Origin of the sequence: Streptomyces achromogenes (genome assembly GCF_030816715.1) — a bacterium.
Classification (GTDB): Bacteria; Actinomycetota; Actinomycetes; order Streptomycetales; family Streptomycetaceae; genus Streptomyces; species Streptomyces achromogenes_A.
On record NZ_JAUSYH010000001.1, the window covers coordinates 5,229,437 to 5,250,185 of the forward strand.

Sequence of the window (20,749 nt, forward strand, 5' to 3'; positions counted from 1 at the left end):
CCACATCGAGACCGAGAGAAGACGAAAGCCTTATGGCTACCACTTCACTTGACCTGGCCAAGGTCCGCAACATCGGGATCATGGCCCACATCGACGCGGGCAAGACGACCACCACCGAGCGGATCCTGTTCTACACCGGCGTCTCCTACAAGATCGGTGAGGTCCACGACGGCGCCGCGACCATGGACTGGATGGAGCAGGAGCAGGAGCGTGGCATCACGATCACCTCTGCTGCCACCACCTGTCACTGGCCGCTCGCCGACGTCGACCACACCATCAACATCATCGACACCCCGGGTCACGTCGACTTCACCGTCGAGGTGGAGCGTTCCCTGCGTGTGCTCGACGGCGCTGTGACGGTGTTCGACGGCGTTGCCGGCGTCGAGCCCCAGTCCGAGACCGTGTGGCGTCAGGCGGACCGTTACGGCGTTCCGCGCATCTGCTTCGTCAACAAGCTCGACCGGACCGGTGCCGAGTTCCACCGTTGCGTCGACATGATCAGCGGCCGCCTGGGTGCGACCCCGATCGTGATGCAGCTGCCGATCGGTGCCGAGGCCGACTTCAAGGGCGTCGTCGACCTGGTCACGATGAAGGCCTTCGTGTGGTCCGCCGAGGCGGAGAAGGGTGAGATGTACGACGTCGTCGACATCCCGTCCACCCACACCGAGGCTGCCGAGGAGTACCGCGGCAAGCTCGTCGAGACCGTCGCCGAGAACGACGACGAGATCATGGAGCTGTACCTGGAGGGCCAGGAGCCTTCCGTGGAGCAGCTGTACGCCGCGATCCGTCGTATCACCATCGCGTCCGGCAAGTCCGACGGCATCACCGTCACCCCGGTGTTCTGTGGCACCGCGTTCAAGAACAAGGGCGTCCAGCCCCTGCTCGACGCGGTCGTGCGCTACCTGCCCTCCCCCCTGGACGTCGAGGCCATCGAGGGCCACGACGTGAAGGACCCGGAGGAGGTCGTCAAGCGCAAGCCGTCCGACGACGAGCCGCTGTCCGCCCTCGCGTTCAAGATCATGAGCGACCCGCACCTGGGCAAGCTCACCTTCGTCCGGGTCTACTCGGGCCGCCTGGTGTCCGGCACTGCCGTGCTGAACTCCGTCAAGGGCAAGAAGGAGCGCATCGGCAAGATCTACCGCATGCACGCGAACAAGCGTGAGGAGATCGAGGCGGTCGGCGCCGGCGACATCGTCGCCGTCATGGGTCTGAAGCAGACCACGACCGGCGAGACGCTGTGCGACGACAAGAACCCGGTGATCCTGGAGTCCATGGACTTCCCGGCTCCGGTCATCCAGGTCGCCATCGAGCCCAAGTCGAAGGGCGACCAGGAGAAGCTGGGCATCGCGATCCAGCGCCTGGCCGAGGAGGACCCGTCGTTCCAGGTCCACTCGGACGAGGAGACCGGCCAGACCATCATCGGCGGCATGGGCGAACTGCACCTCGAGGTGCTGGTCGACCGTATGCGCCGTGAGTTCAAGGTCGAGGCCAACGTCGGCAAGCCGCAGGTCGCCTACCGCGAGACCATCCGCAAGACGGTCGACCGGGTGGACTACACGCACAAGAAGCAGACCGGCGGTACCGGCCAGTTCGCCAAGGTGCAGATCGCGATCGAGCCGATCGAGGGCGGCGACGCCTCGTACGAGTTCGTGAACAAGGTGACCGGTGGTCGTATCCCGAAGGAGTACATCCCTTCGGTCGACGCCGGTGCGCAGGAGGCCATGCAGTTCGGCATCCTCGCCGGTTACGAGATGACCGGCGTGCGCGTCACCCTGCTCGACGGCGGCTACCACGAGGTCGACTCCTCCGAGCTCGCCTTCAAGATCGCCGGTTCGCAGGCCTTCAAGGAGGCCGCCCGCAAGGCCAGCCCCGTGCTGCTCGAGCCGATGATGGCCGTCGAGGTCACCACGCCCGAGGACTACATGGGCGAGGTCATCGGCGACATCAACTCCCGCCGTGGTCAGATCCAGGCCATGGAGGAGCGGGCCGGTGCCCGCGTCGTCAAGGGCCTGGTGCCCCTGTCGGAGATGTTCGGCTACGTCGGCGACCTCCGCAGCAAGACGTCGGGTCGCGCGAGCTACTCGATGCAGTTCGACTCCTACGCCGAGGTTCCCCGGAACGTCGCCGAGGAGATCATCGCGAAGGCCAAGGGCGAGTAACGCTCCGCGTTCACACGCTTTAGGCTTGACTCCGGAGCCTCTGGGGCAACCACCCGCATTCGTCAAGGATCGTGAGTGTTTGCCCCGGCCCCGGGATTTGACAGCAAAGATCACCTGGCGCCGATGAAGCAAGGCGTTCCAGAACCACTCCCAGGAGGACCCCAGTGGCGAAGGCGAAGTTCGAGCGGACTAAGCCGCACGTCAACATCGGCACCATCGGTCACATCGACCACGGTAAGACGACCCTCACGGCCGCCATTACCAAGGTGCTGCACGACGCGTACCCGGACCTGAACGAGGCCTCGGCCTTCGACCAGATCGACAAGGCTCCTGAGGAGCGCCAGCGCGGTATCACCATCTCCATCGCGCACGTCGAGTACCAGACCGAGACGCGTCACTACGCCCACGTCGACTGCCCCGGTCACGCGGACTACATCAAGAACATGATCACGGGTGCGGCGCAGATGGACGGCGCCATCCTCGTCGTCGCCGCCACCGACGGCCCGATGCCGCAGACCAAGGAGCACGTGCTCCTGGCCCGCCAGGTCGGCGTTCCGTACATCGTCGTCGCCCTGAACAAGGCCGACATGGTGGACGACGAGGAGATCCTGGAGCTCGTCGAGCTCGAGGTCCGTGAGCTCCTCTCCGAGTACGAGTTCCCGGGCGACGACCTGCCGGTCGTCAAGGTCTCGGCGCTCAAGGCCCTCGAGGGCGACCCGGAGTGGGCGAAGACCGTCCTGGAGCTCATGGCCGCGGTCGACGAGTCGATCCCGACCCCCGAGCGTGACGTCGACAAGCCGTTCCTCATGCCCGTCGAGGACGTCTTCACGATCACCGGTCGCGGTACGGTCGTCACCGGCCGTATCGAGCGTGGTGTCCTGAAGGTCAACGAGACCGTCGACATCATCGGCATCAAGCAGGACAAGACCACCACCACGGTCACCGGCATCGAGATGTTCCGCAAGCTGCTCGACGAGGGCCAGGCCGGTGAGAACGTCGGTCTGCTGCTTCGTGGCATCAAGCGCGAGGACGTCGAGCGCGGCCAGGTCATCATCAAGCCGGGTTCGGTCACGCCGCACACCGAGTTCGAGGCCCAGGCCTACATCCTGTCGAAGGACGAGGGTGGCCGTCACACCCCCTTCTTCAACAACTACCGTCCGCAGTTCTACTTCCGTACGACGGACGTGACCGGCGTCGTGACCCTCCCCGAGGGCACCGAGATGGTCATGCCGGGTGACAACACCGAGATGAAGGTGGAGCTCATCCAGCCCGTCGCCATGGAAGAGGGCCTGAAGTTCGCCATCCGTGAGGGTGGCCGGACGGTCGGCGCCGGCCAGGTCACCAAGATCAACAAGTAAGTCCGTTGATCGACCTGGTAGCTCCAGCCTGAGCTGAGCAACCTGAGAGGGCCCGTACGACTCCGGTCGTACGGGCCCTTTCGCATGGACGGCGCGGGAGGGCGGGCCCATGGGCGGGGTAGCGGGGGAGACCTCGGTGGAGCCGGTCAGTCGGGGTAGCGGGGGAGATCCTCTGTGGAGACGGTCCAGTCCGCGACGGTGACGTCCTCGCCGTAGACGAAGTCCTTGCGCGTGGCGTAGCGGGGGCCGTCGGGGGTGGGGTGGATGTCGCTGAGGACCGCGCCCGTTCCGGTGCGGGGGTCGAAGATCGCGTAGACGGGAATGCCCATCAGCGGGTAGTCGCGCACCTTGCTGACCCAGTCGTTGTCCGGGTTGGAGCGGGAGACCACCTCGATGGCGGCGACGAGTGACCGGGGATCGAAGGAGCCCTCTCCCTCCATGTCCGCCTCGGCGATCACCATCACATCGGGACGGCGCATGATGCCCTCGGGTTCGTCCTCCACGTCGGGTTCACCCGTGTGGGCCACGATCTCGTCCGGCATCGCCTTTTCCAGGCGCTTCCGGACGCGCAGCACGGTGAGCTCGTGCGGCCTCGTGGGCGACATCATGTCGAGGACGATCCCTTCCTTGGTGATCTCGAACTTGCCGGGGAGGTTGTCGTCCGTCGACTCCACGAAGTCCCGCATGGCCCGGTAGAGGAGGGAGGCACCGTGCTGCGTGTGGTCCGAGGCGATGGTCATGGCGCTCGCTCCTCGTCGGTGCCCGGGGGCAAGGATCGTCACGCTCATGCTAGGCGGCCTCAGGGCGATCGGGTCGGCAGTCGCGGCAGAGGAGCTCCGGGGTCGGCGAGCGGAAGGGCCGGTCGCAGCCGTCGCAGGTGGGGAGGGGGCCTCGCACGGGCGGTGGAGTCTCGGGTGGCGTCCGGAAGGGCGGCGGGGGCGGGAGCTGGGCGGCGAGGCGGTGGGCCAGGAGGGCGGCCGGTCGGCGCAGCGGGTCTGGTGGGAGGTCCGCGGTGAGCGCTCGCATTATGGCTGCGGGGCTGACATCCCGCTCCAGCCAGGCAGCGACGCCGGGGGCGAGGTGCTCCACGTCCGTGGCGGACAGCAGGAGGCGGGAGTCGTGGCGGCGGAGGCGTGCGAGAAGATCCGTCGCCGCCTGGAGGAGCGCGGGGGCCGGGTACGCGGGGCGGGGCACGTCGGGGAGCGCCTTGCGGGGCTGCGGCTTGCGGGTCGGAGTGTCGCGGGGCTGAGGCGCGGCCGCCGGCCCCGTCGGCGCGTGGTCCGAGGCCGGACGGCGATCACGGTGACCGGGCTGGTTGCAGGAGACCGTGCGGGTGATGATCCGGCCGCCGGGGACGCGGGTGCGTTCGCGGCGGAGGTACCCGTGGGCCTCCAGCTCGCGCAACGCGGCGGCGATACGGACCGACCCTTCGGGGAAGCGCGCGGTGAGGGTCCTGATGTCGACGCGGACGCCCGGGGGCAGCGACTGGATGCGCACACCCAGGCCGATCGCGAGCAACGACAGCTCCGCGTGCTGGGCGAGGTGGTTGCCGATCACCGTGAAGCGGGTGGTGTGGCGCGCGTTGTCGTGGGTCAGACCACCCACGTGAGGGTGGGTTCTGCCCGGGATGCGGGACTTGGCACCCGAGGGCGCGCTAGGGTTTTCCGTGTTCATCAGGGAGGCTTGTCCTTGGTGAGGTCCATCGGGAAGTTGTGTTCCCAGGTGGTCAGGCCCTCGCAAGGGATGCCAGTCCCTGCGGGGGCCATTCGTGTGTCTGCGGCGTGGGGGGTGCAGCCGATGAAGCGGTGCTGCTGCGCTGAGCGTAGAGCAGACAACCCACCCCGAATCCACCCCAGTTGGCATATTCACTCGCGGTAGTGAGTTTGCGCGGCGGGCGGGAGGGGTGGGGCTTGGTGGGGTCCTTTCACCCCGGTGGTCCTTGGAAAAAAGAGCGCCCCTGTCACCGAGGTGCAGAAGATCGGGTTCCGGTGCCGGCGACGTGCGGATCTCGGCCCAGACCGTTTTGCGCGGCCACCGTCCCTCGTGCACCCCCCCAGCGGTCGGCCGGCGCGTCCACCAGCAGCAGCCCGCGGTCCGACTCGCCTTCCCCGCCGCCCGGTTCGAGGCGCCGCATCCGGTCACCGCGCGGGTCCGTGACCTCGATGCGGAGGGCGTCGCCGATGACGTACAGGAGCAGGCGGAAGTCACGGCCGGGGAGGCGTCCGTGGATGACGGCGTCGGCGGCCGGCTCGGCGACGAGGAGCGCGGCCGGGTCCAGCGGCAGCCCCCGGACGCGGAGTTGCTCGGTGGCGAGCAGCCGGGCCGGCCGGCTCCGCGGGGCGTGGAGGACAGGCGCACGTCGAAGTCGCGGAGGGCGACGCCGGGGGACGTGAAGAGGGTCCAGTACCCGAAATAGGGGCGGGAGATCGCGGAGCTGGAGGCGAGGGCGGTCGAAATCCAGCTCCACGATCCGTTGAGCGTCCACGGGCTGCTGCAGACGCCTGAGTACACGAGAGCGCTGCTGCGGATGCGACGGCCCGCGTACGCGGAGGACGTGGTCGTTCGGGGTGTGGCTGCTCGCGTGGCGCGCAAGTCCGTCTTCGACCGGGACCCCCGCACCGGAGATCAGTTTCATCTGTCGAAGTCGCCACCACCCCCGCCGCCGTCCACGTCCGTGACTCCAAGGTCGTCGACGGCCCCGCGTTCCACGTCGCCTCGGCCGCCTGGACGGAGTTCGTGACGTACGCGTCAGGCGGAGACCATCGCGGCCAGTAGCACCAGGAGCCCCACCGGGAAGAGCGTGATCAGCAGTGCTGCGCCGGCCGCCAGGATGCGGGGCATCCGAAACGAGAGACGGTGCGGCAGCACCCAGGCGAGGGCGTACAGGGCCATGGCCGTGTAGAACATGCCGCCGTACTGCCCCATGCCATGGTGATGCCGGACGAGGGCGTACTCCATCGCGAGGACCGGCAGCCCGAACACGGAAGCCACGAAGGGGGCTCTCCACCACGTCTTGTGGGGCTCGTGAAGCGGGGGCCGGCAGGGTCTCGGTCTCGGTCATGGCTCCACTTCACCAGCGCCACGCGCCCGATGCATCCGAACACGTACGTCCGCGACGTAGGTACGGGTACTCAACTGGCTCCGCGAGGACCGCGCTACGGTACATGTCAAGTTTGCAGTGACAACGGGGACAACGGGAGACACGCGTGGCGTGGGACGAGTGGGAGCAGCTCAAAAGCGCGGCGGCTGAGCGGCACGGGACCCAGATGCAACTGAACCACGTTCCGCTCGACCCGGGTGGCAGCGGCGGCACACTGGTCTCGAACAAGCCGGCCTGGTCCAAGGCCGGCAGTGACGTCGGCTCACTGCGCGAGGACCTCGGCAAGGTGGAGGTCAAGCTGGCGGACGGCCAGAAGGGCATCGGCGAGGACGCCGGCTGTCTGACCGCGGCCGCCCAGAAGGACGTCTACCGCTCGTGGGAGACGTACGTCAAGAACGTCGGTAACCGCTGCGGAAAGCTCTCCGGTCTGCTGGAGAAGGCCGGCAGCGACCAGTTGAAGACGGACGAGGCGATCAACGCCGAGATAGGCAACATGAAGGTGGAGTACGCGGATACTCCGGCCGTCGGCGGCAAGGGCTGAGGGGCGGTAACGAGACGTCATGGACCTCGCGACGCTCAAGGCCCTCAAGCCCACCGAGTACTCGGAAGCGGCCGACGGATACCGCAGCACCTCGGACATGGCGAGCGCGGCCAAGGATCGCATCGAGAACCAGATCGCCGTGGCGATGCGTAAAGCGCTGAAGGGCGAGGCCGCGACCGCCGCGATCAACCAACTGACGGAACTGGGCAAGAACTTCCACTACATCCAGGTGGAATGCGGTCTCGTCAGTACCGCGATCGAAGCCTTCTCCTACGAGGTGGGAGCCGCCAAGACCAAGCTCGACGCGGCCCTCGACGGCGCTCAGGCCGCCAAGCTCACCGTGCACGCGGACGGTTCGGTCTCCTACCCGGCGGGCGGGGAGAAGGACGCCGACGGCAAGATTCCCGACGGTGGCACGGTGAGCGGTCTGACGGACGGCACGGCCGCCGCGGTCGGCCGGCAGGCGGCCAACTTCGACCCCAATCCGAACCACCGCCTGGCGCAGGACTACGCCGACCAGATAGCCGCAGCGCTGAAGGAGGCTACGGAGGCCGACGAGAAGTGGGCTCCGAAGCTGCGCGCGCTGAAGGCGGACGACGACCTGACCGTCTCCGACAGCGACTGGGCCGACGCGTCCTCGGACACGAAGGGCGTCGCGGAGGCAGGCAAGAAGTATTTCGACTCGCTTCCGCAACCGCCCAAGGACGGTACTCCGGAGTCGAACGCGGAATGGTGGACTGGCCTGAACGCCGAGGAGCAGGCCGCGTGGATCTCCATGCGCCCAGACGCCGTCGGTGGGATGGACGGTCTGCCCGCCACGGCTCGCGACGAGGCTAACCGCATGGTGCTGGAGGAGACGCGCGCCAAGATGCGGATGGAGTTGGATTCGATCCCGAAGCCGCCGGCCAACGAGTGGACCTGGATTACTGCCGGTGGCTATCCGTCCAAGGTCCACACCGACGAATGGATGGACTGGCACAGAGAGTACGGGGACCGCTCCGAGCAGCTGAAGCAGCACCTCAAGGGCATGCAGTACATACAGGACCGGTTCGACCGGACCGGTGAAGGGGGCCTGCCCGAGGCCTATCTGCTCGGCTTCGACCCCGTGGGGCTGGACGACGGGAAGATCATCATGGCTAACGGAAATCCGGACGTGGCGGACCACGTGGCTGTGTACGTCCCCGGTACCCATGCCGGCCTCGAGAAGATCGGGGAGAACGACACTCATGGAGACCTCGGACGCGGAGAGACGCTGTGGGCGGAGAGCTCCAAGCTCGCTCCCGGCCAGAAGGTGTCCACGATCACCTGGCTCGACTACGACGCTCCGGACAGCATCGTTCCGGAGGCGAGCAGCGGATCGCGCGCGGAGGAGGGTGGTCCTCGCCTGTACGACTTCCTCCAAGGAAGCAGAGCAGCCCATGAGGAGGCCACCGGAACCACCGCACACACCACGGTTCTCGGGCACAGCTACGGAAGCACGGTCGTCGGCGCCTCCGCACAGTCGGGGAGCTGGCAAGACCCCGAGGCCGTGGACGACTACATGTTCGCAGGAAGCCCGGGCGTCCAAGCAGATCACGCGGCTGACTTCGGTGTGGGTGCGAACCACGTCTGGGCGATGGGCGGACCTGGGGACGACCAGTTCGTACGCCAAGGCGGTCGCTTGATGGGGCTCGGTGACAACCTGACCATCCCCACTGACGAATCGTTCGGTGGGAACGTGATGAAAAGCGACTCGGACGGGCACAGCGGATTCTGGGATACAAACGGCCACGAGGCATCGGTCAGTTTGAAAAACCAGGCCCGAGTGATCACAGGAAGGTACGGAGATGTCGTTCTGGACGACTGAGAGTCCTCAGCTCCGCAAGGGCGCGTCCCTTGGTGCGATATTGCTGTTCGCTGTGCTCGCTCTCGTGTTGACGGCCGGCTGTTCATCTACAAAGGGGAGTGAGAACTCATTGGACTACGAGCCACAGTCCCGGTCCACCGAGGCGGTCAAGACCGAGGTCTCGGGGATCTCCAGCCGGATCTTCGATGTCATGGACATCAAGATCAAGGTCACGGAACCGGGGCCGAACGTTCAGCCCTGCGACACAGGCGACGGCGACACGGGGAAGTTGCTCCGGATCCGCCATCCGTGGTCGGCCTATGGAGTGGGGAACGACGTCATGGAGAAGGGGATGGCCAATCTGCGCCAGGGGCTCCCCGAGCAGGGCTGGAAGATCGAGAAGGTCGGCGACGACGGTAGCAAGAACAAGAACATGCAGATTCTGGCCGTCCACAAAAAGACGTTCAGCCAGGCCGAGATCACCTGGCTCAAGGGACTGGACGGCCACGAGCCGCTCATCGAGGTGAACCTGTACTCAAGGTGCTTCCGGCCGGCGGGCGGCTCGGAGTAGCGGCGGGAGCTTCCGGTCCGTTGGCCCCGCCATGATCCGCGGGCGCAACCACGGAAGCGTGACTTTCGGAAAATCTCGCAAGGTGACCGTGAAGAGGATATGGGTAAAGGTTTCGTGCGCGGTAGCGGCTTGTTTCCTGCTGGCCGCGTGCTCGCGGGAGAGTGAGGAGCCTGAAATGGAGGTGCGTGACATTGATGCGGTCAAGGCGGAGGTCGAGCAGACGTCCAGCCGAATCCTTGAGATCATGGCGCTGAAGGGAAAGGTCGATGACGCCGGAGCCATGACTTCTCCGTGCGCGAACTATGACTCCAGCGAAAAGGTCTACCGCGCTCGCCATCCATGGAGCGTCTATCAGGTTCCCGTGGCAGAGGTGGAGAAATCCATGGACCGCCTGCGAGCAGGGCTGCCCGAGAAGGGCTGGGCAATAGTTATGGCTGGAGTCGACGGAAGCGTGGCCAAGAGCCCGCAAATCGTCGCCGAGTCCAAAGGCAAGGAATTTGCGGTCGATCTGCGCTTGCTTGATGAGCGAAAGTACGGTGATGACCCTTCGCTCATCGAGGTGACGGTTGAATCTTCCTGTTACCGGTCCGAATGAGCCCGCGAGTGCGAGTCATGGTGGCGGCGGCGATTGTCGCGCTGGCTCGTTGTCAGTCGAACGCCCGGCCTGCCGAGCAGCTTCAGCATGCCGCCCGAGGTGTGATGCGCGCCGGTGCGATGGCAGGACTCGGCAGGGTGCGCTCCGCACGTGGATTTCTGCGGGGCGTACAAGGGATCTTCGGGGCTCGACTCGGTGCGCATCCGCTTCTCCCTGGCTGAGGATCCTCCGGGAAAGGGAAAGGCCGCCTCGATCTTCAAGGAATACCGCATGGGCAAGGCCGCCCTCGCCGGTGTCAAGGTGGGCGTGCTCTATTTCGAGTGCACCAGCGACAAGTTCTCCGCGGGTGCCGGAGCGACCATCCTCCTGCGGGGTGAAGTCCGTAGCAGGTACGAAACGTCCGAAGCCGAGGACGCGGCTCGGCAGGACACGCTTGGTGTCGCGTACGAGTCGAGCCGAGCCCTTGCCGGCCTGCTCGTTTGCAAGGCCGGCGGAGGGCTCCCCGCGAGTTTCACGATGCCGCCCGAGGCGTAGGCCGGGGGCGCCTCAGCCACGGCCACGAACACGGCCACCACGGGCGCCACCGGAATCACGCGAGCCGCGCGAGGTCAGGCCCGTGTCCCAGGGGGCGACCATCATGCGGATCCGCTCACGGTGCTCGACGCCGCGGGACCAGGCTCCCGGCCAGGCGGACGCCCCCATCGAAGCCCCGGCGAACGCCCCCGCCAGCGCCGCGATCGAGTCCGAGTCGCCCGACGACCACGCCGCCCGGCGCACCGCGGTCACCGGCTCTTCGGGAAAGAGAAGGAAGCAGTACAGGCCCGCTGCGAGCGCTTCCTCGGCGATCCAGCCCGCGCCGACCGCCGCGCACGGGTCCCGCTCAGGATCCGGGGCGCGCAGCGCCGCCTCGACGGTGTCCAGGGCAGGATTCCCTTCTCCGCTCGTGCGGGCAGGCCCAGGGCCGGCGTGGCTTCCGGTGTTTCAGCGGTAGCGGATCACGTGCAGGCGGTGGACTCCTGCCGGGTCCAGTGACAGGGGGGCGTCGGACGAACCGTCGAGCAGCATCACGCCCTCCTCCGTCACGACGGCGTTCAGCAGCCACCCCACCGCTTCTCGCGACCGGCCGTCCGTCCGCCGTACCCAGACCAGCGCCCGCGCGCCGGCGGCCAGGGCCGACAAGGCGTCCGCCGCGGTCTGCCAGTCGACGTGCTCGGACGTGGACAGGACGGTGCCCAGCTCCGCGAGCGTCGGCTCGAACCAGCTGGCGCGGCCGGGCGGGGGCGGTGGGGGGAAGCCTTTCGGACCCGGGTTCTCGCCGGCGTTCCAGCGCGCCAGCCAGGCCCAGGGCTCCGCGTTGGGCAGGCCGAACGGGGCGCCGTTGTCCTTGGGGACGACGACCGTCGCGTCGAGCATGGCGTCCTGCCAGCGTCCGCCGTCCAGGAACCGCCTGGTGTTGCAGGAGAAGACCCAGCCCCGCCGGATCTCGTCCTCGGCCGTCGGCGCCACCAGGTCGACCTGTCCGTGGTACGCGTCGTCGAGCCACAGCCGGGCCTTGGCTGCCGCGGAGGCGAAGTCGTGCGCCTCCCGCTCCCACGCCTGCGGCGGGGCCTCCCGCGTCGCGGGCAGGGAGCGCAGGAGGACCAGCTCGTGCACCAGGTCCGCTCTGTCGAGTCTGGCGAGGGACGAGGTCAGGCCGTCCAGCAGGACCACCTGGCCGTTGTTGTTGTGTGCGTAGAGGAGGTTCCCGGACGCCTCGGCGCCGCCGATCGCGCGGCGGACCCAGACCACGCCCCGCGTGTCGGGACCCGGCTCGCTCATGGCGCCGATCACGTCGTCCCAGCCGCGCACGGGAACCCGCTGGAATGACGGGAAGTAGCGCCGGGTCAGCCTGGACCACCAGCCGGGCGCCTCGTCGGAGGGCTGCCAGGGCAACGGGACCGACGGGGCACGCTCGACAGCGGAGTGCACGGCCACCAGACAGCCGCGCGCGTTGATCCTGCGTGCCTGGTCGGTGACCCTGCGCGCCGCCTGCCGGGGGTCGACCGCGTCCATGTCCCCGAGGGGGTCGCTGGCCGACGGGTGGAAGACCGGGCTGCCGTCCTTCGGGACGACGACGGAGGCCGCGAGCATGGGCGTGGCGGGGTAGCCCGGCTGGGTCAGGGTCCGGCAGGAGAACATCCACGCGGTGGGAGTCTCGTGCACCGGTTGCGGAACGGAGAGTTCGACCAGACCCCGGTATGTTTCGGTCAGCCACGCGGCCGCTCGGGTGTCAGGGCTCATCACGGCTGCCTACTCCTTGGGGGGCCAGTTGCCCGAGGCGCGTCGGGACATGTAGTCGTCCACCGGAAAGGCGCTCGGCGGGAAGTGGGCCCTTCCTCCGTCGTGCGGCACGACGACCACGCTGGTGATCGGCGACAGCAGCCAGTCCCCGGTCTCGATGTGCTCTTTCCAGTCGAAGGCGACCGCCCATCCGTAGGGGTATTCGACGGACTTCTCCGGAAGCATGACCAGCGATTCCGTCTTCTCGGGATAGACCGCCCTGAGAAGCGCGGCCGCGGAATCCAACGCCTCGTCTCTGCTCGGCATCTACTTGACTACCTTCTCGTAGGGGACGTGCTGGATTTCCACCACGTTCTTCTCCAGGGTGGCGAGCTTTCCGGTCTGCCCGTCGAGGAAGACCACTCCGTGGTCGGTGTTCACCGCGTTGAAGAAGTGGCCCGAATTTCCTCGGCCGATGAAGACGGCACTCTTCGCCCCGTCGCCGCGAGCCTGTAGGTCGCGAATGAGATCATCGTAGCTGTCGGCCTTCCGCCAGGGCTGGGTCTCGTCCAGGACCTTGAACGGCTCCAACGGAAGGTGTCCGGGGCCCGGCCGAGGCGCCGCGCTGACCTCGATGTCCTCGATCCGGCGCGCGGTCGAGACCGTGGTGTGCGCGCAGTTCTGCGTGTACCCGTCCTCCCAGCGGTTGTTGATGTCCTTCAGCCACGGATACTGGTCGTCGAGGAATTCCTGGGCCACCTTCGGATCCACCGAGTCGGCATGAATGGCCCTCTCCGACACGTGATCCGTGCTGCGGGCGAGACCACTCCAGTCCTTGGGGGCATTAGCGGCCGCCTCAGCCGTTTTCTGCCCGGCGACGAGTTCGTCCCCGTATTTGAGGCCCTGGGCCGCGCCGCTCTCCAGACCTTCTTTCATCCCCAGCCGCAGCCCGCCGCGGGCCAGTCCCGCGCCCTTCGTCCCGAGCAGTTCGGGCAGGAGTCTGCCGGTGAATTCGGAAGGGTCCTTCCTGAAGCCGTCCACCGTCGCCTGGACGACGCGTTCGGGGTGGGCGGCGGTGGAGACGAGTCCGGCCAGCGTCATGTTGACGTTCTGGATGTACTCGGCCGGATGCATGAGGTTGTACGGATCAGTGGGGTTCAGTCCGCGCACGAAGTTCAGCAACCCCGCCGTGCCCTTGAGGGCGCCGCCGATGACATGGGTGAGCTCGGTGTTGACGGCCTGATAGCCGTCGATCAGGTCGCTGCCGAACCGGTCCAGCGGCGGTGGTTCGGCGGGGGCGTGCGCGAGCGCCGCCTTGACCTGGGTCTGCGCCTCACCGGCGACGAGGTTGCGTTGCTTGCGGGCCTGAGCGAGCCTGGCGCGCGCTGCCCTCATCCCCTCGATGCCCGGATCGTGGAACGGCTCGGGCTGCGGCCCCGGATCCTGGTCGGCCTTGATCTTGGCGTTGTAGGCGTCGACCTTCTTGTTGTACGCCTCCACGGCGTCCACGGAGGCCTTCTTGCCCTTCTTGTACTGCTCGACGGCCTCCTGGGCCTGCCGCTGAGCCCACTCGACCGTGTCCGCGTAGGCGTCCAGAGCCACGCCCGCCGCCTCACAGGCATCGGCCGCGTACAGCCACTTCATGGGATGCACGCCGAACTTCTCGCGGAAGACGTCGCCGCCCACCCCCTTCCAGCCGGCCGAGTCGACCTTCTTCATCCCGGTGCCGACTTTGTCGAACGCGGCCTGGAAGTCCTTGAGGTGTTTGGCGCTCGCCCGGATCTTCGCGGGGCTGCCGTGGACGAGCTCGTCGGCCTGTTCGGTCTGGCCGAGCTGCTGTTCCCCGGGGGTGGCGCCGAGGTCGGAGGCGAGTTCGTCGCCGAAGTCCTCCACCGCGTCGGCGGCGCTGTGCAGGCCCACGTGGTCGAGGCCGTCGCCGACCTTGTCGGTGGCGTAGTCGATGCCCTCGCCGAGCTTCTTCTTGCCCTCGTCGACGAGTTTCTCGCCGTACTCCAGCCCGCTGTTCAGACCGCCCTTGATGTCGTCGACGATCCCCATCAGCCCTCCCCACCCTGCTGCTGGGCCGCCTGGGCGCGAGCCTCGGGCGAGGGGCCGAAGGTGTCGTCCAGCATCTTGTCGTACTCGGCGTCCGAGACCCCGAACGTGTCGTGCAGGTTCTCGGGATTGAGGCCGAGGGGTCCGACGGTCCGCGAGGTCATCACATCGCGGCCGGCGTCCTTCCAGCCCTGCTTGATGTTCTCGCTGGCCCGGTCGAAGGACTCCTGGCTGTAGTCGACGTCGCCGCTGAAGACGCCGGAGGTGGCGATGTCGCCCCAGCCCATCCGGGTGACCTCGTCCTCGGAGGCGTACGGATTGCCGATGAGGGAGTTGGTGACCACCTTGAACGTGCCCCCGACGTATTCCTCGGTCTCGTGGAGGGTGCCGGCCGCGAGTCCCGTCTTGACGGCGAAACCGTTGCCCTCGTTGATCAGGGAGCGCACGCCCCACTCCCAGCGCTCGCAGAACGAGCCGAACGTCTCGGTCAGCCCGTCGTGGCCCAGCTCCAGCCCCGACAGGGAGATGTCGCCGAAGCCGCGCCCGGCGCCGGCCATGCCGACCATGCCGAGCTCCTTGAGTTCGCCCAGTGCCTCGGTCAGCCCCTTGGCTATCAGATCCAGGCCGACCGCCTTGAGGTCCGGCTCGGCGGCCCCGCTCATGGGCGCGCCGCCGTTCACGGGCACCCATGCGCCGTCCGCCGGCACGCCGCCGCCGATCAGCTGCTCCTCACCGCCGCTCACCAGGCGCCCCCCTGCTCACGATCCACGGCCACCTCGTCCGGTACGACGCCCCTGACCGGCGGGAACACCGCGCCGTCCGGGCCGTCCGCGCAGTCCAGCGCCACCCCGCAGGGCACGCCCGCCGCAGGCACGGCCACATCGAGCAGCCGTGCGCCGAGGATCGTCTGGTAAGCCCACTCGCGGTGGTACTCGCCCCGGGCCAGGGCGTACCGGGACAGTGCCTGCTCGTCGGAGAAGGCCAGGATGAACCGGACGCCGTTCAGGTCCGCGGTGAGCAGGCCCCGTTCGCTGTCGGGGCCGGGTCCGTCGCCGAGCGGGACCAGTACCGCGGTCTGCCGGAACTCCTCCAGCAGGTCGGTGAACCATCGCCGCCGGGCCTCGGCCTCCGGGCCGTCCGCAGTCGGCGCCGGCGATGGTGCGGCCACGTCCGGCGGCGCGGGTGCTGCCGCTGGTTCCGGTGCCGGCGGCCTCGGCCGCCCCTCGGACGGCTCCCGCGGCGGGGCCGTCATCTCCGCGTAGTCCTCGAGACGTGACCTGGGAACACTGTTCTGGGGCGGTCCGCTCGCCTTGCCCCCGTACTCAGACATGCCGACGATTATGGCGAGGACCTGTCACCGGAGGTCGTTCCGGGGGCGCGCGGGCACCCGGCTCGCACACACTCTCCACACCCTGCGTTTGACCTGCGTCACGTCCGGGGTATTGTCTCCGGCCCGATTGGCGGAGGGCGTGCCCCATATGGCAGACTGTCGGAGTTGCTCGGTCGAGTGTTGATGCTGTGCGCCTCCCGCCGGGAGGACCGGAAGCGAGTCCCACAGTACTCGTCGCCCTAACTGCCTGATGGCAGCGCTGGGGCGGACGTACGGGAATCTTTCGGGAAGTGCAGTGCGGCACCGGCCAGGCGCCCGGTGGGCCTTCCGCCCCCGGCTTGCGGTTCCGGTAGGGCCGTGTGCATTCCGCAGGGATGTTCGAACAAGGGACATCTGTGTCAGCGGGAGAGCGACACGCCCGACCGCGTGGGTCGGAGGAGAAGGTGAAATGGAACATCGGGTTCCGGAGCGGACAAAGAGACAGGACTACTGAGTAGCCATGGCGGGACAGAAGATCCGCATCCGGCTCAAGGCCTACGACCACGAGGTCATCGACTCCTCGGCGAAGAAGATCGTCGAGACGGTGACCCGCACTGGTGCGTCGGTCGCGGGCCCGGTGCCGCTGCCCACTGAGAAGAACGTGTACTGCGTCATCAAGTCGCCGCACAAGTACAAGGACTCGCGCGAGCACTTCGAGATGCGCACGCACAAGCGCCTGATCGACATTCTCGACCCGACCCCCAAGACCGTTGACTCTCTGATGCGACTCGACCTCCCGGCCGGTGTCGACATCGAGATCAAGCTCTGAGGCCGGTGATCTGAGATATGACCAAGCAGATCAAGGGCATCCTGGGCGAGAAGCTCGGCATGACGCAGGTGTGGGACGAGAACAACCGCGTTGTTCCGGTCACCGTCGTCAAGGCCAGCCCCAACGTCGTCACCCAGGTCCGTACGAACGACAGCGACGGCTACGAGTCCGTCCAGATCGCCTTCGGCGAGATCGACCCGCGCAAGGTGAACAAGCCCCTCAAGGGTCACTTCGCCAAGGCCGACGTCACTCCCCGTCGCCACCTCGTCGAGATCCGCACCGCGGACGCCTCCGAGTACACGCTGGGCCAGGAGATCACCGCTGAGGTGTTCGAGGCCGGCGTGAAGGTCGACGTGACCGGCAAGAGCAAGGGCAAGGGCTTCGCCGGTGTCATGAAGCGTCACAACTTCAAGGGCCTCGGCGCCGGACACGGCACCCAGCGCAAGCACCGCTCGCCCGGTTCCATCGGTGGCTGCGCCACCCCGGGCCGCGTGTTCAAGGGCCTCCGCATGGCGGGTCGCATGGGCAACGAGCGTGTCACCACCCAGAACCTGACCGTCCACGCCGTTGACGCGGAGAAGGGTCTGCTGCTCATCAAGGGCGCTGTCCCCGGTCCGAACGGCGGCCTCGTCCTGGTCCGCACCGCGGCCAAGGGGGCCTGAGGTAACCGATGAGCACTGTTGACATCCTTTCGCCTGCAGGCGAGAAGACCGGTAGCGTCGAGCTCCCCGCGGAGATCTTCGGCGTGGAGAAGGTCAGCATCCCGCTGATCCACCAGGTCGTCGTCGCGCAGAACGCGGCTGCCCGTCAGGGCACGCACAAGACCAAGACCCGCGGCGAGGTTCGCGGTGGCGGTAAGAAGCCTTACCGTCAGAAGGGCACCGGCCGCGCGCGCCAGGGCTCGACCCGCGCGCCGCAGTTCGCCGGCGGTGGCGTCGTCCACGGCCCGCAGCCGCGTGACTACTCGCAGCGGACCCCGAAGAAGATGAAGGCTGCCGCTCTGCGTCACGCCCTCACCGACCGGGCCCGCCACAACCGCATTCACGTCGTCACCGGCGTGATCGAGGGCGAGGCTCCCTCCACCAAGGCCGCTCGCACGCTGTTCGGCAAGATCTCGGAGCGCAAGAACCTGCTCCTGGTCGTCGACCGCGCCGACGAGGCCGCGTGGCTGTCCGCCCGCAACCTGCCCCAGGTGCACATCCTGGAGCCGGGCCAGCTGAACACGTACGACGTGATCGTCTCGGACGACGTGGTCTTCACCCAGGCCGCTCTTGAGTCCTTCGTGTCCGGCCCGAACAAGGCCAACGACACCGAAGGGAGTGACGCCTGATGGCTACGCGTCACCCGAGCATCGCCTCCAAGGCGGCCAAGGCCGCCAAGGCCGCCCGCGTCGCCAAGGCGAAGCGTCACGAGGCCGAGGGCAAGAACACCGTCGTCACCGCGCCCAGCAAGGCGTACACGGACCCCCGTGACGTGCTGCTGAAGCCGGTCGTGTCGGAGAAGAGCTACGCGCTCCTCGACGAGAACAAGTACACGTTCATCGTCGACCCGAACGCCAACAAGACCCAGATCAAGCAGGCCGTCCAGGCGGTCTTCTCGGTCAAGGTCACCGGGGTCAACACGATCAACCGCATCGGTAAGCGCAAGCGCACCAAGACCGGTTTCGGTCAGCGTGCCGGCACGAAGCGCGCGATCGTGACCCTTGCCGAGGGCGACCGTATCGACATCTTCGGCGGTCCGACCGCCTGAGGGCGGTCCGGATCGTCCGATATCGGACGAGGACTGAATAATGGGAATCCGCAAGTACAAGCCGACTACGCCGGGCCGTCGTGGCTCCAGCGTCGCCGACTTCGTCGAGGTCACGCGGTCCACGCCGGAGAAGTCGCTGGTCCGCCCGCTGCACAGCAAGGGCGGCCGTAACAACGCCGGTCGTGTGACCGTTCGCCACCAGGGTGGCGGACACAAGCGCGCCTACCGAGTGATCGACTTCCGTCGTCACGACAAGGACGGCGTGCCGGCGAAGGTCGCGCACATCGAGTACGACCCCAACCGCACCGCGCGCATCGCGCTGCTGCACTACGCCGACGGCGAGAAGCGCTACATCCTCGCCCCGCGCAACCTGCAGCAGGGTGACCGCGTCGAGAACGGTCCCGGGGCCGACATCAAGCCGGGCAACAACCTGGCGATCCGCAACATCCCGGTCGGTACCACGCTCCACGCGATCGAGATCCGTCCGGGTGGCGGCGCCAAGTTCGCCCGCTCCGCCGGTGCCTCCGTGCAGCTGCTCGCGAAGGAGGGCACCATGGCCCACCTCCGCATGCCGTCCGGTGAGATCCGCCTGGTCGACCAGCGCTGCCGCGCCACGGTCGGCGAGGTCGGCAACGCCGAGCAGAGCAACATCAACTGGGGCAAGGCCGGCCGCAAGCGCTGGCTGGGCGTCCGCCCGACCGTTCGCGGTGTGGCGATGAACCCGGTTGACCACCCCCACGGTGGTGGTGAGGGCAAGACCTCCGGTGGTCGCCACCCGGTCAGCCCCTGGGGTCAGAAGGAGGGTCGTACTCGTTCGCCGAAGAAGGCTTCGAACAAGTACATCGTCCGCCGCCGCAAGACGAACAAGAAGCGCTAGGAGCGGGTTTAGATGCCGCGCAGTCTCAAGAAGGGGCCCTTCGTCGACGGACACCTCGTAAAGAAGGTGGACGCCCAGAACGAAGCCGGTTCCAAGAACGTCATCAAGACCTGGTCCCGTCGCTCGATGATCATCCCGGCCATGCTGGGTCACACGATCGCGGTGCACAACGGCAAGACCCACATTCCGGTGTTTGTCACCGAGTCGATGGTCGGCCACAAGCTCGGCGAGTTCTCGCCGACGCGCACCTTCCGGGGTCACGTCAAGGACGACCGGAAGTCGAAGCGCCGCTAACAGCGGGGTGGAATGACCATGACAGACACTGGAAGGACAACCATGGAAGCCAGGGCCCAGGCGCGGTACATCCGCGTCACGCCCATGAAGGCCCGCCGGGTGGTGGACCTTATCCGTGGCATGGACGCCACGGAGGCTCAGGCGGTCCTGCGTTTCGCCCCGCAGGCCGCGAGCGTGCCGGTCGGCAAGGTGCTGGACAGCGCCATCGCCAACGCCGCGCACAACTACGACCACACTGACGCCGACAGCCTCTTCATCTCCGAGGCGTACGTCGACGAGGGCCCGACCCTGAAGCGGTTCCGTCCGCGTGCCCAGGGCCGCGCCTACCGGATCCGCAAGCGGACCAGCCACATCACCGTGGTCGTCAGCAGCAAGGAAGGGACCCGGTAATGGGCCAGAAGGTTAACCCGCATGGGTTCCGGCTCGGCATCACCACGGACTTCAAGTCCCGCTGGTACGCCGACAAGTCGTACAAGGAATACGTCGGCGAGGACGTCGCCATCCGTCGGATGATGACGTCCGGCATGGAGCGCGCCGGTATCTCGAAGGTGGAGATCGAGCGCACCCGTGACCGCGTCCGCGTCGACATCCACACCGCGCGTCCGGGCATCGTCATCGGCCGCCGCGGCGCCGAGGCCGACCGTATCCGCGGCGACCTGGAGAAGCTGACCAAGAAGCAGGTCCAGCTGAACATCCTCGAGGTGAAGAACCCCGAGGTCGACGCTCAGCTGGTGGCCCAGGCCGTCGCCGAGCAGCTCTCCTCCCGCGTCTCCTTCCGTCGCGCCATGCGTAAGAGCATGCAGTCGGCGATGAAGGCGGGCGCCAAGGGCATCAAGATCCAGTGCGGTGGCCGCCTCGGCGGCGCCGAGATGTCCCGCTCGGAGTTCTACCGCGAGGGCCGCGTGCCCCTGCACACGCTCCGCGCGAACGTGGACTACGGCTTCTTCGAGGCCAAGACGACCTTCGGCCGCATCGGCGTGAAGGTCTGGATCTACAAGGGCGACGTCAAGAACATCGCCGAGGTCCGCGCCGAGAACGCCGCAGCCCGCGCCGGCAACCGCCCGGCCCGTGGCGGCGGCGGCGCCGACCGCCCGGCCCGTGGTGGCCGTGGCGGCGAGCGTGGCGGTCGCGGTCGTAAGCCGCAGCAGGCTCCCGCTGCCGAGGCCCCCAAGGCCGAGGCTCCGGCGGCTGCCGCTCCGGCTGAGAGCACCGGAACGGAGGCCTGACC

At 67.6% G+C, this 20,749-nt stretch carries 23 protein-coding genes and 3 pseudogenes; 17 read left to right on the forward strand and 9 right to left on the reverse strand.

Annotated elements, in window-relative coordinates:
- The first annotated feature begins 32 nt into the window (after nucleotides 1–32).
- Nucleotides 33–2,159 carry an elongation factor G gene (fusA, locus tag QF032_RS23580; protein WP_307045292.1) on the forward strand — a complete coding sequence of 709 codons (2,127 nt, stop codon included), beginning with the start codon at nucleotides 33–35 and terminating at the stop codon, nucleotides 2,157–2,159.
- A gap of 164 nt (nucleotides 2,160–2,323) precedes the next feature.
- Nucleotides 2,324–3,517 carry an elongation factor Tu gene (tuf, locus tag QF032_RS23585; RefSeq protein WP_057584687.1) on the forward strand — a complete coding sequence of 398 codons (1,194 nt, stop codon included), beginning with the start codon at nucleotides 2,324–2,326 and terminating at the stop codon, nucleotides 3,515–3,517.
- Nucleotides 3,518–3,663: 146 nt separating this feature from the next.
- Here the strand turns inward: tuf and QF032_RS23590 are convergent, their stop codons facing one another.
- Complete coding sequence (locus QF032_RS23590) at nucleotides 3,664–4,257, reverse strand: Uma2 family endonuclease (protein WP_307045293.1); 594 nt, start codon at nucleotides 4,255–4,257, stop codon at nucleotides 3,664–3,666.
- A gap of 49 nt (nucleotides 4,258–4,306) precedes the next feature.
- The gene (locus QF032_RS23595) at nucleotides 4,307–5,191 is read right to left on the reverse strand and encodes a helix-turn-helix domain-containing protein (protein WP_307057392.1); all 885 of its coding nucleotides are present in this window, start codon (nucleotides 5,189–5,191) and stop codon (nucleotides 4,307–4,309) included.
- Nucleotides 5,192–5,903: 712 nt separating this feature from the next.
- Here QF032_RS23595 and QF032_RS23600 point away from each other — a divergent pair.
- Together QF032_RS23600 and QF032_RS23605 are read left to right on the forward strand one after the other, a co-directional pair.
- Nucleotides 5,904–6,153, forward strand: a pseudogene (locus QF032_RS23600) (Scr1 family TA system antitoxin-like transcriptional regulator); the annotation flags it as partial.
- A 49-nt stretch (nucleotides 6,154–6,202) separates the two neighbouring features.
- A pseudogene (locus tag QF032_RS23605) lies at nucleotides 6,203–6,292 on the forward strand (hypothetical protein); the annotation flags it as partial.
- Here the strand turns inward: QF032_RS23605 and QF032_RS23610 are convergent.
- Nucleotides 6,266–6,508, reverse strand: coding sequence for a hypothetical protein (locus QF032_RS23610; protein ID WP_307057393.1), 243 nt, complete (start codon nucleotides 6,506–6,508; stop codon nucleotides 6,266–6,268). The pseudogene QF032_RS23605 and the gene QF032_RS23610 overlap by 27 nt on opposite strands.
- A gap of 215 nt (nucleotides 6,509–6,723) precedes the next feature.
- On the opposite strand from QF032_RS23610, the gene QF032_RS23615 reads away from it, so the two are divergent.
- The 5 genes from QF032_RS23615 to QF032_RS23635 all read left to right on the forward strand — a co-directional run bounded on the left by QF032_RS23615 (nucleotide 6,724) and on the right by QF032_RS23635 (nucleotide 10,683).
- The gene (locus QF032_RS23615; RefSeq protein ID WP_307057396.1) at nucleotides 6,724–7,158 is read left to right on the forward strand and encodes a hypothetical protein; all 435 of its coding nucleotides are present in this window, start codon (nucleotides 6,724–6,726) and stop codon (nucleotides 7,156–7,158) included.
- Between the two features lie 19 nt (nucleotides 7,159–7,177).
- A complete protein-coding gene (locus tag QF032_RS23620) occupies nucleotides 7,178–9,004 on the forward strand; it encodes an alpha/beta hydrolase (RefSeq protein WP_307057398.1) in 1,827 nt (608 codons plus the stop codon).
- The gene (locus tag QF032_RS23625) at nucleotides 8,985–9,554 is read left to right on the forward strand and encodes a hypothetical protein (RefSeq protein ID WP_307057400.1); all 570 of its coding nucleotides are present in this window, start codon (nucleotides 8,985–8,987) and stop codon (nucleotides 9,552–9,554) included. Before QF032_RS23620 ends, QF032_RS23625 begins: the two co-directional genes overlap by 20 nt.
- A gap of 175 nt (nucleotides 9,555–9,729) precedes the next feature.
- A complete protein-coding gene (locus QF032_RS23630) occupies nucleotides 9,730–10,149 on the forward strand; it encodes a hypothetical protein (RefSeq protein WP_307057401.1) in 420 nt (139 codons plus the stop codon).
- 150 nt (nucleotides 10,150–10,299) lie between these two features.
- On the forward strand, nucleotides 10,300–10,683 hold the full coding sequence (locus QF032_RS23635; RefSeq protein ID WP_307057403.1) for a hypothetical protein: 384 nt from the start codon (nucleotides 10,300–10,302) through the stop codon (nucleotides 10,681–10,683).
- Between the two features lie 84 nt (nucleotides 10,684–10,767).
- Here QF032_RS23635 and QF032_RS23640 read toward each other — a convergent pair.
- From QF032_RS23640 to QF032_RS23665, 6 genes and pseudogenes are all read right to left on the reverse strand, one after another.
- A pseudogene (locus QF032_RS23640) lies at nucleotides 10,768–11,070 on the reverse strand (ADP-ribosylglycohydrolase family protein); the annotation flags it as partial.
- A gap of 60 nt (nucleotides 11,071–11,130) precedes the next feature.
- A complete protein-coding gene (locus tag QF032_RS23645; protein ID WP_307057405.1) occupies nucleotides 11,131–12,429 on the reverse strand; it encodes a YrhB domain-containing protein in 1,299 nt (432 codons plus the stop codon).
- Nucleotides 12,430–12,438: 9 nt separating this feature from the next.
- Complete coding sequence (locus QF032_RS23650) at nucleotides 12,439–12,735, reverse strand: YrhB domain-containing protein (RefSeq protein WP_307057407.1); 297 nt, start codon at nucleotides 12,733–12,735, stop codon at nucleotides 12,439–12,441.
- On the reverse strand, nucleotides 12,736–14,466 hold the full coding sequence (locus tag QF032_RS23655) for a putative T7SS-secreted protein (RefSeq protein WP_307057408.1): 1,731 nt from the start codon (nucleotides 14,464–14,466) through the stop codon (nucleotides 12,736–12,738). It abuts the gene before it with no gap.
- Nucleotides 14,466–15,206 (reverse strand): hypothetical protein, encoded by a 741-nt coding sequence (locus QF032_RS23660; protein ID WP_307057410.1) that lies wholly within the window; start codon nucleotides 15,204–15,206, stop codon nucleotides 14,466–14,468. Before QF032_RS23660 ends, QF032_RS23655 begins: the two co-directional genes overlap by 1 nt.
- Nucleotides 15,203–15,793 carry a hypothetical protein gene (locus QF032_RS23665; protein ID WP_307057412.1) on the reverse strand — a complete coding sequence of 197 codons (591 nt, stop codon included), beginning with the start codon at nucleotides 15,791–15,793 and terminating at the stop codon, nucleotides 15,203–15,205. The genes QF032_RS23660 and QF032_RS23665 overlap by 4 nt, the downstream gene beginning before the upstream one ends.
- 499 nt (nucleotides 15,794–16,292) lie before the next feature.
- On the opposite strand from QF032_RS23665, the gene rpsJ reads away from it, so the two are divergent.
- The 8 genes from rpsJ to rpsC are packed head-to-tail and all read left to right on the forward strand — an operon-like array spanning nucleotide 16,293 to nucleotide 20,747.
- Nucleotides 16,293–16,601 carry a 30S ribosomal protein S10 gene (gene rpsJ / locus QF032_RS23670; protein ID WP_003948644.1) on the forward strand — a complete coding sequence of 103 codons (309 nt, stop codon included), beginning with the start codon at nucleotides 16,293–16,295 and terminating at the stop codon, nucleotides 16,599–16,601.
- Nucleotides 16,602–16,618: 17 nt separating this feature from the next.
- Complete coding sequence (rplC, locus tag QF032_RS23675; protein WP_057584680.1) at nucleotides 16,619–17,263, forward strand: 50S ribosomal protein L3; 645 nt, start codon at nucleotides 16,619–16,621, stop codon at nucleotides 17,261–17,263.
- An 8-nt stretch (nucleotides 17,264–17,271) separates the two neighbouring features.
- Nucleotides 17,272–17,931 carry a 50S ribosomal protein L4 gene (gene rplD / locus QF032_RS23680; protein WP_057584679.1) on the forward strand — a complete coding sequence of 220 codons (660 nt, stop codon included), beginning with the start codon at nucleotides 17,272–17,274 and terminating at the stop codon, nucleotides 17,929–17,931.
- Nucleotides 17,931–18,350, forward strand: coding sequence for a 50S ribosomal protein L23 (gene rplW / locus QF032_RS23685; RefSeq protein WP_057584678.1), 420 nt, complete (start codon nucleotides 17,931–17,933; stop codon nucleotides 18,348–18,350). Before rplD ends, rplW begins: the two co-directional genes overlap by 1 nt.
- A 40-nt stretch (nucleotides 18,351–18,390) precedes the next feature.
- Nucleotides 18,391–19,227, forward strand: coding sequence for a 50S ribosomal protein L2 (rplB, locus tag QF032_RS23690; RefSeq protein ID WP_306949763.1), 837 nt, complete (start codon nucleotides 18,391–18,393; stop codon nucleotides 19,225–19,227).
- 12 nt (nucleotides 19,228–19,239) lie between these two features.
- Nucleotides 19,240–19,521, forward strand: coding sequence for a 30S ribosomal protein S19 (gene rpsS, locus QF032_RS23695; protein WP_020132632.1), 282 nt, complete (start codon nucleotides 19,240–19,242; stop codon nucleotides 19,519–19,521).
- A 42-nt stretch (nucleotides 19,522–19,563) separates the two neighbouring features.
- Entirely contained in the window at nucleotides 19,564–19,911 is a 348-nt protein-coding gene (rplV, locus tag QF032_RS23700; protein ID WP_003974262.1) for a 50S ribosomal protein L22, read from the forward strand.
- Nucleotides 19,911–20,747 (forward strand): 30S ribosomal protein S3, encoded by an 837-nt coding sequence (gene rpsC / locus QF032_RS23705; RefSeq protein WP_057584676.1) that lies wholly within the window; start codon nucleotides 19,911–19,913, stop codon nucleotides 20,745–20,747. Before rplV ends, rpsC begins: the two co-directional genes overlap by 1 nt.
- The last annotated feature ends 2 nt before the right edge of the window (nucleotides 20,748–20,749 follow it).